Annotated in this window: 11 protein-coding genes; 1 reads left to right on the top strand and 10 read right to left on the bottom strand. The window is 63.8% G+C overall.

The window, feature by feature from the left end:
- Positions 1-6 precede the first annotated feature (6 nt).
- Positions 7-1,674, top strand: coding sequence for a regulator (locus tag F8237_RS06315; protein ID WP_151642924.1), 1,668 nt, complete (start codon positions 7-9; stop codon positions 1,672-1,674).
- Between the two features lie 89 nt (positions 1,675-1,763).
- On the opposite strand, the gene F8237_RS06310 is transcribed toward F8237_RS06315, so the two are convergent.
- The 10 genes from F8237_RS06310 to F8237_RS06265 all read right to left on the bottom strand — a co-directional run bounded on the left by F8237_RS06310 (position 1,764) and on the right by F8237_RS06265 (position 12,211).
- Complete coding sequence (locus F8237_RS06310; RefSeq protein WP_151642922.1) at positions 1,764-3,278, bottom strand: DASS family sodium-coupled anion symporter; 1,515 nt, start codon at positions 3,276-3,278, stop codon at positions 1,764-1,766.
- Between the two features lie 238 nt (positions 3,279-3,516).
- Positions 3,517-4,341 (bottom strand): carbohydrate ABC transporter permease, encoded by an 825-nt coding sequence (locus F8237_RS06305; protein WP_162006352.1) that lies wholly within the window; start codon positions 4,339-4,341, stop codon positions 3,517-3,519.
- A gap of 11 nt (positions 4,342-4,352) precedes the next feature.
- Positions 4,353-5,291 (bottom strand): carbohydrate ABC transporter permease, encoded by a 939-nt coding sequence (locus tag F8237_RS06300; protein WP_151642918.1) that lies wholly within the window; start codon positions 5,289-5,291, stop codon positions 4,353-4,355.
- Positions 5,288-6,613, bottom strand: coding sequence for an ABC transporter substrate-binding protein (locus F8237_RS06295; protein ID WP_151642916.1), 1,326 nt, complete (start codon positions 6,611-6,613; stop codon positions 5,288-5,290). The genes F8237_RS06300 and F8237_RS06295 overlap by 4 nt, the downstream gene beginning before the upstream one ends.
- A 79-nt stretch (positions 6,614-6,692) precedes the next feature.
- Positions 6,693-7,472: a sulfur oxidation c-type cytochrome SoxA gene (gene soxA / locus F8237_RS06290; protein ID WP_162005900.1), complete on the bottom strand. Its 780-nt coding sequence runs from the start codon at positions 7,470-7,472 to the stop codon at positions 6,693-6,695.
- Positions 7,469-7,786, bottom strand: coding sequence for a thiosulfate oxidation carrier complex protein SoxZ (soxZ, locus tag F8237_RS06285; protein WP_151642912.1), 318 nt, complete (start codon positions 7,784-7,786; stop codon positions 7,469-7,471). The genes soxA and soxZ overlap by 4 nt, the downstream gene beginning before the upstream one ends.
- Entirely contained in the window at positions 7,786-8,253 is a 468-nt protein-coding gene (locus F8237_RS06280; RefSeq protein WP_151642910.1) for a SoxY-related AACIE arm protein, read from the bottom strand. The genes soxZ and F8237_RS06280 overlap by 1 nt, the downstream gene beginning before the upstream one ends.
- Positions 8,254-8,261: 8 nt before the next feature.
- Positions 8,262-8,708, bottom strand: a complete 447-nt coding sequence (gene soxX, locus F8237_RS06275) for a sulfur oxidation c-type cytochrome SoxX (protein WP_151642908.1) — start codon at positions 8,706-8,708, stop codon at positions 8,262-8,264.
- Complete coding sequence (locus tag F8237_RS06270; RefSeq protein ID WP_151642907.1) at positions 8,701-9,972, bottom strand: NAD(P)/FAD-dependent oxidoreductase; 1,272 nt, start codon at positions 9,970-9,972, stop codon at positions 8,701-8,703. Before F8237_RS06270 ends, soxX begins: the two co-directional genes overlap by 8 nt.
- 52 nt (positions 9,973-10,024) lie before the next feature.
- Positions 10,025-12,211: a xanthine dehydrogenase family protein molybdopterin-binding subunit gene (locus tag F8237_RS06265; protein WP_151642906.1), complete on the bottom strand. Its 2,187-nt coding sequence runs from the start codon at positions 12,209-12,211 to the stop codon at positions 10,025-10,027.
- Positions 12,212-12,220: the final 9 nt, after the last annotated feature.

The raw sequence follows: 12,220 nt of genomic DNA, 5'->3' as shown, positions 1-12,220 counted from the left end.
AATATCATGAGCACATTGACGGGGACGGCCGGCAAGTCTGAGAGCAATACGTCTGAGTTCAAGCCGGCACTATGGACACCAGGCGACTGGAACGCGTTTTTCGGCTTCGGCACCAACATCCTCGTCAACATGCTGGTGCTCACGGGGCTGTTGCGCTTCGTCCTGAAGATGCCGGATAGTCTGGTGTTCGGCCGCATCCTGCCCGCGCTCGGGCTGATGATGTGCCTGTCGACTTTCTATTACGCGTATCTCGCCTATCGCCTCGCGCAAAAGACCGGCCGCACCGACGTCTGTGCGTTGCCCTCCGGCGTCAGCGTGCCGCACATGTTCATCGTCACCTTCGTGATCATGCTGCCGATCACGATCAAGACCGGTGATCCCCTGAAGGGTTGGTCGGCCGGCCTCGTCTGGGTGTTCTTCCAGAGCTTCATTCTCATGATCGGCGGCTTCATCGCGCCGTTCATTCGCAAGATCACGCCGCGCGCGGCGCTGCTCGGCACGCTCGCCGGCGTCTCCGTCACCTTCATCTCGATGCGGCCCGCGTTAGAGATGTACATGACGCCGCAGATCGGCCTCGTCTGCTTCGCCATCATTCTGGTGAGCTGGTTCGGCGGCGTGAAATATTGGCGCGGCATTCCCGCCGGTCTCGTCGCGATCGCGGTAGGCATGGTCATCGCCTGGGGCTCGAACCTGTTCGGCCTCGGTCTCGGCGGCTTGAGCGTCAAGGGCGTCGGTGACGCCTTCGCGAACTTCGGCTTCTCGGTGCCGATCCCGGCCGTGGGTTACGTCTTCTCAGGTTTCGAATTCCTTGGCGTCATCCTGGTCACGGCCATTCCGTTCGGCATCTACGACCTCGTCGAGGCCATGGACAACGTCGAGAGCGCGGAAGCGGCCGGCGACGAATATCCGACCACGCGGGTGCTCACCGCCGACGGCGTCGTCAGCCTGATCGGCTGCCTGATGGGCAACCCCTTCATCAACGCCGTCTATATCGGCCATCCCGGCTGGAAGGCGATGGGCGGCCGCATCGGCTATTCGGCTGCGACCGGCATCATGGTGGTCGTGCTGGCGTGGTTCGGCATCATCTCGGTACTGCTGGCACTCGTGCCCGTCGTCGCGATCTCGCCGATCCTGCTCTATATCGGCATGCTGATCGGCGCGCAGGCGTTCCAGACGACGCCGGTGAAGCACGCACCCGCGATCGTGCTCGCGCTGACCCCGCATCTGGCCGCCTGGGCCAAGCTGCAGATCGACACGATGCTGGGCTCGACCATGATGGCGGCGACGACAGTCGGCGGTCTTGCCGCCGACAAGGCCGACGCAGTCAAGGCCGCGGCGATCGCAGCGCTGCCGCAGCAGGGCGTGTTTTACCACGGCCTCGAGATCATGGGTGGCGGCTCCATCCTCGGCGGCCTCATCCTCGGTGCGATCGGAGTCTTCATCATCGAACGCGATTTCGAGAAGGCCTCGGCCTTTGCCCTGGTCGGCGCCGTGCTCACCTATTTCGGCTTCATGCACGGTGAGGCCGTCGGAATCGGTGGTGGCTTCGGCGTCACGCCCGCGGTGGCGCTCGCTTACGCGGCGATGGCGGCCGGCCTGTTCGCGGCCAGCAAGCTCGGCGCCACCGAGCACTATGCCCCGCATCCGGAGCTGCACGCCGCACCGGCGGAGTAGTCCGGGCGAGAATTCAGTTGCGGCCGGGTGGCGGCAAGCCGCCCGGCCGCTTTCGTTTGTTCTCTGGGGAAGACAGGAGCGCGCGATCCTCAGACGTAGCCGAGCCAGCGCCAGTAGGTCGCGCCGAACACGAGGGTGAGCAGATAGGCGAGCACGGTGATTGCGACGCCGGTGCGTATGAAGTCGCGCGCTGCGAAGGCACCGGTCCCGTAGCCGACCATCCCTTGAGGCGAATTCACCGGGAGAATGAAGCCGAAGCTCACGACGAACTGTAGCACGAGGGTCATGCCAAGCACGTTTATTCCCGGCGTCTGCACTTTCTGCAGAACGGCGATCACGATTGGAATGAGGGACGATGCGAGCGCGGTTGCGCTGGCAAAGCCGAGATGAACGACGACAAGGAACGCTGCCATCACGGCAAGGATGGTGAGCGACGGAAGCTGGTTGAGACCGAACCACGCGACGATGAGGTTGGCCAGCCACTGTGCTGCCTGCGTTTGCAGCAAGGCCGTGCCGAGGCTGATGCCTATCCCGAACAATACGATCGTTCCCCATGGGATCAACGGGTTTGCCGTCTTCCAATCCATGACGCCGATGCCGGGAAGAAACAGCAGGGCCACCGCGATCGTCGTCGTCGTCGAACTGTCGAAGGAGTGCAATACACCTTCGGTCGCCCAGAAACACAGCAGGATGAGGGAGAGTGCCAGCAGGCGGGCTTCCTTGCCTGTCATTGGACCGAGTTCGGTCAGCGCTTTTTCCACGGTTACCTTGCCCCCAGGGATCTCCTTTGCTTCCGGTGGCATCATGGTCATCATGATGAAGTACAACCCCACCGACAACAGGAACGAGAACGGCGCCGCGGCGATGAGCCAGCTCAACCAGGTGATGTCGTGGCCCAGCATCTTCTGGAGAAAGCCGACGGCGACCATGTTCTGCGCTGCCGCGGTCTTGATTCCGACATTCCAGATGCTGACCGCCTGAACCGTCGTGATCATCAGAAGGCCGGCAAATCTGCTCTTCTTGTCGACGCCGAAAGCGACAATGATACCCATGATGATCGGGATCACAGCAGCAGCCCGCGCGGTTGCGCTGGGCACGAGCAAGGCCAGTACCGTCGACACCACAATGGCGCCCATGACGATTCGATTCGTTCGTGTTCCAACCCGCGACAGGATGATCAAGGCGATGCGACGATCGAGCCTGGTGACCGTCATGGCAACGGCGAGGAACAAGGCCGCAGCGACCAGCGTCAGCGCCGTATTGCCAAAGCCGCTCATCGCGGTGGTAAGGCCCTGAACCGTACCGATCGAGACATTTGGGTTCGTGACGTTCGGCGAAATACCCAGGAGCATGGCCATCAATGCGGCGATGACGATGGCACTCACCGCATAGTCAAGCGCCTCCGTCACCCAGACGATAACCGCAAAGCCGAAGACCGCGAGCATTCGGTGGCCTGCGACTGACAGCCCTGCCGGCGTCGGCGAGAAAAGGATAGCAAGGAGGACGGCCGCCCCCAACACCAACCCCCAATTCGATCTGATCCAGGTCGGCTGTTTGCTGGCCTGCACCGAAGCGACTGGTGAAGGCTGGTCAGTGATGGTCATGGCTACTGCTCCCTTGTTTGAGAGAGTTGCCAGAGTTGGCCAATACGTCCTTGCGGTGGATCAATGGTGGAAGGTGCAGGAGATCGCCTGAGATGTTGCGGCGACGCAATACCGTGATTGTGCTCGGGCGGGACGGTAACATGAAAATCCGAATTTTCTGAAGGGGCGTGCTAACGAAGCCGAACATCGGAGAGCACTACGCCTTGCATCCGGGATGCCGGCGGCAGATGCCAGGCAACTAGCCGCCCTTGACGGCCCCCGCCGTCAGCCCGGCCACGATCTGCCGCTGCGCAAACACCGTCAGCAGCAGAACCGGAAGCGTGACGATCAGCGCGGCGGCCGCGAGCGGGCCCCAGCTCAACTGGTCGAACGAGATCATGTTGTAGACGGCAACCGGCAGGGTGCGCGTCTCGCGTCCGGCCAGCACGATGCCGAAGACGAAATTGTTCCACGAGAAGATCACGGCCAGGATGAAGGCGACCGCGATGCCTGGACGCGCGATCGGCAGGGCGACGTGCCGGAACACCTGCCAGCGCGTGGCGCCGTCGATCAGGGCGGCTTCCTCCAATTCCATCGGCGTGGTCTCGAAATAGCCGATCATGATCCAGATCACGATCGGCACCGTCACCACCAGATGGATGATGATCTGCGGCACCAGGGTGCCGAGCAATCCCAGCCACTGAAACAGCAGGAACAGCGGGATCAGGTAGGAGAGTCCCGGGGTGATCCGGGCGATCAGGATCACGATCGCGGATTTGTGCGCGGCCATCCGCGCGATGCCGTAGCCGGCGGGAACGCCGACGACCAGCGCGAGCATGGTGGCGCTGCCGGTCACGATCAGGCTGTTGACGAAATAGGTCAGGAAGCGGTTGGAGGAGAGCACGTCGGCATAGTTCTTCCAGGCAAAGTGCTCCGGGATGAACACCGGCGGGTAGGCGGCATTGTCGACCTCGAACTTGAGCGACAGCGACGCCATCCAGAGGAAGAACAGGATCGCCGGCGAAACGATGACGAACACCGCCAGCCACAGGCCGATTTTGCCTATGATCTGACGTGCGTTGATTCGACCTGGGTTCATGCGCTCTTCGCGATCTCGGTCCACAGCATGCGCTGGCGCATGTAGAGCATCACGGCAGCGAGTGCGACGATGAGGAGGAAGAACACGACCGCGATCGCCGAGCCGTAGCCGAGATCGTAATAGGTGAAGGCGACGCTGTAGAGATAGATGTTGATCGTCTCCGAAGCCGAGCCCGGCCCGCCCTGGGTGATCGCGAAGATGATGTCGAAGCTCTTCACCGCGTCGATCATGCGGATCATGCCGGCGATGAACAAGAACGGCATGATCAGCGGCAGGGTGATGAAGCGGAACATCTGCCAGAAACTGGCGCCGTCGATCTGTGCGCTCTCATAGGGCTCGGTCGGGATCGCGGCGAGGCCGCCGAGCACGATCAGCATGACGAGCGGCGTCCATTGCCAGGTCTCGACCAGCACCAGCGAAGGAATGACGGTTGCGGGGTGGAAGACCCAGAGCTGTGCGGGGATCCCGACCAGCGACAGCAGGTAATTGAGGACGCCGAGCTGCGGATGGAACATCATGGTCCAGACCAGCGCGATCGCGACGGGCGTCGCCATCATCGGCATGATGAAGATGCCGCGCAAGAAGCCGCGCCCGGCGAATCTCTGGTGAAACACCACGGCTGCCAGCGTGCCGAGGATCAGCGGCAGCACCACCGACAGCACAGTGTAGACCATGGTGTGACCGACGGCCTCGAGAAAGCGCGGATCGCTGGTCAGGCGCAGATAGTTGGAGAACCCGACGAAGGTAGTCGGCGAGCCGACCTTCCATTCGTTCAGGCTCATCCAGATGGTGAAGACCCACGGGAAGATGATGATGGCGAGCACGACGACCAGCGCCGGCACCACGAAGGGCCAGTAGGACGGCGGCCGCAACTCCTTCTCCGGCGCGGCATCAGACTGTGCCGCGGCCGGATTGGCTTGTGTGATCGCACTCACGCCTTTTCGCTGCGCTCCAGGATCGGCCGATACTGCTCGTGGGCCTTCTTCAGTTCGGTCGCGGGATCGGCGCCTGACAGTGTCGAGGTGAGCGCCGCGCCGACGAGATCGCGGAATTCGGCGACCGGGATCACGACGGGCAGGCCGAGCTTGCTGATCTTGCCGGAGTCGATCACCGATTGCAGCCATTCCTTGGGCATCTTCACGCCGCCCTGGACGTCCGCATCGTTCAGGATCGAGTTGCGGAACGGCACGCCGCCGCCGGCCTGCAACAGCCGCGCGCCCTGCTTCTTCGAGACCACCCACTGGCAGAGCAGATAGGCCGCTTCCTTGTTCTTGCTCGCCGCGGCAATCCCGATGCCGTCGCCGTAAGTGGCCGAATATTGCCCCTTTGGTCCGGCCGGCACGACGGTGTAGCCGACCTTGCCGACCACGCGCGAGGCGGCCGGATCTTCCAGCGGCGGTGCCCAGCCGACGCCGTCGATCCACATCGCCGATCGTCCTTGCGTGAAGGAAGCCATCGACTCCATCCAGTTGAAGCCGGCCACGCCGGGCGGAGCGACCTTCGTCAGCAGAGTCTGATAGAGCTTCGTCGCCGCGACGGCCTCCGGACCGTCGGTCAGGATGTTGCCCTTGGCATCGAGAAATTCGCCGCCATAATTGAGGAAGAAGTTGGTCCACAACGTCATGTTGGCGTTACGCAGGCCTCGCCCGACGAAGCCGAAGGTGCCTTCCTTCGAGTCGGTGAGCTTCTCGGCAGCCGCGACCATCTCGTCGAGCGTCTTGGGAACAGCGACGCCCTTCTTCTGGAACAGCTCCTTGTTGTAGTAGAGGATGAAATAATCGACCGACCACGGCAGCGACAGCATCTGGCCCTTGTCGTTCTTGGCGTATTGCAGGCCGGCGGCCGAGAAATCGCTTTCGACGAGATCGGGCGCGGTCAGCGTCGGATCCTTCATGTAGGGTGTCAGGTCGGCGAGCCAGCCACCCTTTTCAAACTGCCGCTTCTGCACGTGATAGCTGAGATGCACGACGTCGAAGCTCGGCCGGCCCGAGGTGAGTTCGATCACGACCTTCTGGCGCTGCTGCTGCTCGGGGATCTGCTCGGATTCGACCTGGATGCCGGTGAGCTCGGTGAACTCCTTGATGTTCTTCTGCAGGTTGTCACCGCGCGGACCCTTGGCGAGGATCACCTCCAGCTTGGTCCCGGCATATTTCTTCCAGTTGACCTCGGCGCGCGCCGGCAATCCGGTCAGGCTGAGCGCGCCGGCCGCGGCGGTGCCCGTCAACAGCGTGCGGCGCGAGATGTTGTGATTGGCCACGTCAATCCTCCCTCTGATTCATTTTCTTTGGGAGGGATACTAGCGACCGTGCCGCGCCTGCCTAGTCCCAATCTACCCATCAGGGCCGAACGGCCGGGGTTTCCATCGGCAGGCCGCGCGCCCGCGACATCAAATAGAGCTCGAGCGCGACCAACTCGGGGGAGCCGTAATCATAAGCCTGGGCGCGGACGCCAGCCATGCAGCTGCGCAACCGGCGCTCGAGCGATCCCAGCGTCTGCCACTCCAGGCGGTAGAGCGGATAACCGGTCGGCTGTCCTTGCGTGATCGGCGCGCCGGCGAGGCGCTTGTCGGAGTTTTCGTCGTGGCAATTGGCGCAGGCGAGGTTGAGCTGGCCCTCGCGCTGCATGAAGAGGTTGCGACCCTGTTCGACGAAAGGCTTCAACACCGGATCGTCGCCGGCCGTGATCGCGACGCCGCGCGACTGGTGAGCGACCAAGGCGGACAGTGCCAAGAGGTCGCGGCTCTCGTAAGGTAGCGGCGTTGTTTGCTGATGATTGGCGCGGCAGAGATTGATCCGCTGGTCGAGCGTAACGGGGCGGCTGAGCAGTTTGTCGAAGGCGGGATAGCGCGCCGCGACGCCCTTCATGCTGGTACGCGCGTCGCCATGGCAGTCGGCACAGGACTTGTCGGCGCTCCCGGTCTTGCGTCCCCACAGTGCTTCGCCGTCGAGCACGAACAGCATGCCCGGATTCGACGTGTCGTCATCCTGCATGGCGCGTGTGTCCGGCCCCATGTACGAATAGCCGGACCGTCGTGCATCGCGCGGGATTTCACCGGCGAACAGGGCAGGGGTCGCGGCCAGCAGTATCGCGGCCGCTATCGCGCGCCAAACTATCATTCGACCGTGATCGATGCCGATGCGGTGGACGAATAGCCGTTGTCGCCGATCCATTCGAACTCGAACTTGCCGCTCTCGTTTGCGACCGTGAAGAAGGACAGATATGGATTGGCGGCGATCGCCGGAAACAGATCGGCACGAAAGATCTCGGTGCCGTTGTAGCGGCAGGTAAAGCTGGTGATGATGTCGCGCGGCACCAGCGCTCCGTCCATCGTGTGGCGAAAGCCTGTTTCCATGATGTGTGAGGTCAGCGTGCGGATCTCGATGACGTCGCCGCGCCTGGCCTCGGCGGGAACGTTGATGAGGGCGGCCATCAGTTCACCTCCTCGGTGCAGGCGGCCAGTGTCACGACGACGTCGGCGGCGACCTGCCAGAACGTGTCGTCGGAGAGGCGGGCGATCGCCACCACCTTCTGGGTGTCGGCGAGCCGGATCCGGGTCGAGACCTGGGCGCGGCCGGAGGCGGGGTTGAGGTAGAAATTGCCGATGTTCGGCTGCGGGTTCTTCTCGTTGAAGACGTGGATGCTCTTGACGTAGTCGGTCGCCGTCATCGGGCTGGCGACGCTCACCGTCATCGGCACCGTGTTGCCGTTCTCGACCAGCGGCGGAATGTCGAGCTTCACCTTGCCGTTGCGGATCGATGCTTCACCGACGACGTTGCGGATCGCGGTGCTGAGCATGGCCGGTGTCGCCTCGAGCGGACGCATGGTGACGATCGGAATCGTTCCGGCGACGGTCACGCTCCCGGCAAGGCTCAAGAATTGTCGTCGCGTGGCTGGCATGAACAGTCCTAGTCCCGAAGCGTTGCAAGAAAGGCCACGATGTCCTCGATCTCCGCAGCCGACAATATCGGCTTGCCGTCGAAATTGCGCCCGACGCGGACGAGGCCAGCGTTGCGATAATAGGACGGCATGATGGTCTCCGCGTTGAAGCGCGAGGCGTCAACCAGCCGAAGCCGCAACTGGCTGGCCGTCCAGCGGTTCCCGGTACCGGCAAGATCGGGCGCGAGGTTGCCCTGGAACCGTGCTTCCGGAAACGGACCGGAATGGCAGAGGATGCAGGTCGTCGTGCGCGCCAGCACCAATGCGCGGCCGCGTGCTGTGTCACCGGGCGAGCCGGTGAGCGAGCCTGCGATGCCGTCGCCGGCGATCTTGTAAGGCAGAAGCTCGTCCGCGTTCGCAGCGCAGGCAAAACTGGCGACAATCAGCGCTGCGATATGGACGGATGCTCTAGCCAAAAGTGTCCGCCGTGATGGTTTGAAACCAGCGCTCGGCCTCGGCCGCCTCGCGAGCACGCAACTCGCGCGGCGCATCGACCGGGCTGGTCGCGCCGCCCTCGACCTCGGCAAAGATATCGCCCTTCGGCTGGTAGTTGCCGGCAAGCGAGAAGCCGTAACCGGGTGCGACGATGTTGTAGCAGACGCCGTTCAGGCGCGGCGTTTCCGGCGCACGGCCCGCGAGCAGGTTGACGATGGTGGCCGCGCAGGCCTTGCCTTGCGCGCTCGCGGCGGAGGCCGATTTGGGGATGCCGCCGCCAAGACAAGCGTCGCCGATGACGTGGATGTTGGGGACGAGCTTCGATTCGAAGGTCACAGGATCGATCGGGCACCAGCCGGTCGCATCCGCAGCGCCCGCGACCTCGGCGATGTGCCCGGCACGCTGCGGCGGGATGACATTGGCGACATCAGGGGTGTAGTTGCCGAACTCGGAGATGATGGTCCGGGTCGAAGGATCGACCGAGGTGACGCGACCGCCCTGCGACAGTCCCACCCGCTCGATCATGTCGCCGTAGAGCTCCCTCCAGGCCTGCTCGAACAGCCGCTGCTGCGAAAAACTGTCCTTGGCATCGAGGATCAGCACCTTCGAGCGTGGTTTCTTCGCTTTCAGGTAATGCGCGATCAGGCTGGCGCGCTCGTAGGGTGCCGGCGGACAGCGTGAGGGATTAGCGGGGATCGCGATGGCGACCGTGCCGCCATCGTCCATCGCCTCCAGTTGCCGGCGCAGCAGCAGTGTCTGCGGGCCGGCCTTCCAGGCGTGCGGCATCTTCTCCGATGCGGTCCCGTCGTAGCCGGGCAAGGCTTCGAAATTGAAGTCGATGCCCGGCGAGAGCACGAGACGGTCGTAGGGCAGTGCAACGCCATCAGCGGTCATGACGCTGCGCTGCTGCGGTTCGATCGTGGTCACGGCCTCGCCGACCACGATGATGCCCTCGGCGGCGAGCCTGTCATAGTCAAACTGTTGGGCGTGAATATCGCGCAGGCCGGCGACCACCTCATTGCTGAAAGGGCAGGAGGTGAAGACCGCGTTGGGTTCGATCAGGATGACCTGCAAGTTGGCCTGCGCACGCTTCAGCGCACGCGCACAGGCTGCGCCGCCAAAGCCGCCGCCGACCACGACGATGCGGCCCGCCGATTGTGCGCGCAGGATCGAAGGTGTGGCGAGCGATGTGGCTACAGCGGTGATGCCGAGGAGGGCATTCCGCCGTGTCACCGGCACATTCATGAATCTTGTCCGGAAAATGCCGCGGCGGCCGATGTAGCCGCCGCGGCGTCTGTTAAGCGAAGGTGATGTTCTGGTCGCGCAGCGGCACCGAGCGGATGCGCTTGCCTGTCGCCGCGAAATAGGCGTTGAGCACCGCCGGTGCCGCAACGCCGATGGTCGGCTCACCGACGCCGCCCCAGAATCCGCCGCTCGGCATCATCACCGATTCCACCTTCGGCATCTCGTTGATGCGCATCGAATTATAGGTGTCGAAGTTGGTTTGCTCGATCTTGCCGTCCTTGACGGTGCAGCCGCCGTAGAACAGCGCGGAGAGGCCATAGACGAAGGAGCCGGCGATCTGCCGCTCCACCTGCGCCGGGTTGACGACGTAGCCCGGATCGGTGGAGGCGACGATGCGATGCACCTTGATCTTGTTGCCGTCGGTCACCGAGATTTCGGCGGCCCCGGCCACATAACTGCCATAGCCCATGACCTGCGCGATGCCGCGATAGACGCCTTGCGGCGCCGGCGTGGTCCAGCCGATCTTCTCGGCGACGGCATTGAGCACCGCCAGATGCTTGGGATGGTTGCCCATCAGCTTGCGGCGGAATTCGAGCGGGTCCTGGCCTGCTGCCTGGGCCAGCTCGTCCATGAAGCATTCCATGTAGATCGCGTTGTGATTGACGTTCACGCCGCGCCAGAAGCCGGGCGGAACGTGCGGGTTGCGCATCGCATGCTCGACCAGGAGATTTGGCACCGAGTAACCGAACGCGGCTTCGCCGGACTGGGCGACGCCCTGGAATGCGGCCGGATCCATGCCGTTCTGCAGCGCTTCGGGGCGCAGCGAGAACAGGATCGATTGTCCGGACAGGCGGTAGTGCAGCGCGACCAGATTGTTGTTGGCGTCGAACGCGCCGGTCATCTTGCACTTGGTGATCGGGTGATAGCGGCCGTGCGCCATGTCCTCTTCGCGCGACCACACCAGCTTGATCGGCGTGCCCGGCATCTGCTTGGCGATCATGACCGCCTGGCGGACATAGTCGGTCTGGCCGCGCCGGCCGAAGCCGCCGCCGGGCATGACCTTGTACATGTCGCACTTCTCCGCCGGCAGGCCGGAGGCTTCCAGCACCGCCGCGAAAACGGCTTCGCCGTTCTGCGTGCCGCACCAGACCTCGCACTTGTCGGCCGTGTAGAGCGCGGTGGCGTTCATCGGCTCCATGGTGGCGTGATTCTGGTAGGGATAGCTGTAGACGGCCTCGACCTTCTTGGCGGCGCCGGCGATCGCCGCTTTTGCGTCACCGTTCTTGTTGCCGACATAGGCCGGCTGGTCGTTGTCGAGACCCTCGGCCAGCCACTTCGCGATCGACTCGCTGGAGACCTTGGCGTTGTCGCCTTCGTCCCAGACGATCGGCAGCGCGTCGAGCGCGGTCTTGGCGTGCCACCAGGTGTCAGCAACGACCGCGACCGCGGTATCGCCGACCTTGACGACCTTCTTGACGCCCTTCATGCCGGCGACCTTGGCTTCGTCATAGCTCTTCAGCTTGCCGCCGAACACCGGGCAGTCCTTGATTGCGGCGTTCAGCATGCCGGGCAGCTTGACGTCGATGCCGTAGATCATCTTGCCGGTGGTCTTGTCGGCGGTGTCGAGCCGCAGCAGGCCCTTGCCCGCGATGGTCCAGTCCTTCGGATCCTTCAGCTTGACCTCGGCCGGCGGTGTCAGCTTGGCGGCAGCCTCGGCGACCTTGCCGTAAGTCGTCGTCTTGCCCGACGCCTTGTGCGTGATGACGCCCTTGGTGACGGTGCATTCAGAGGCCGGCACCTTCCACTCGTTCGCGGCGGCCTCGATCAGCATCACGCGCGCGGTGGCGCCGCCCTTGCGGACATAGTCTTGCGACGAGCGGATGCCGCGGCTGCCGCCGGTCGAGAAGTCGCCCCAGACCCGCTTGCGGGCGACGCTCTGGCCGGGTGTCGGATATTCGGTCGTCACCTTCGACCAGTCGCATTCGAGCTCCTCGGCGACGAGCTGGGCGAGGCCGGTGAGCGAGCCCTGGCCCATCTCGGAGCGGGCAATGCGGATCACCACGGTGTCGTCGGGCCGGACCACGACCCAGGCGTTGACCTCGGGCGAGCCGTCGGCCGCGCGAACCACGGCGGGGCCGCCGAAGGGGATGTCGAGGCCGATCGCGAGGCCGGTGCCGATGGCGGCGGTGCCGATCACGAAGGCGCGGCGGTTCATTCTGGGAGAGACGTGCTCGTTCATGTGCGGCTC

Origin of the sequence: Bradyrhizobium betae (genome assembly GCF_008932115.1) — a bacterium.
Lineage (GTDB): Bacteria > Pseudomonadota > Alphaproteobacteria > Rhizobiales > Xanthobacteraceae > Bradyrhizobium > Bradyrhizobium betae.
This window is presented reverse-complemented; position numbering and strand designations above follow the sequence as displayed.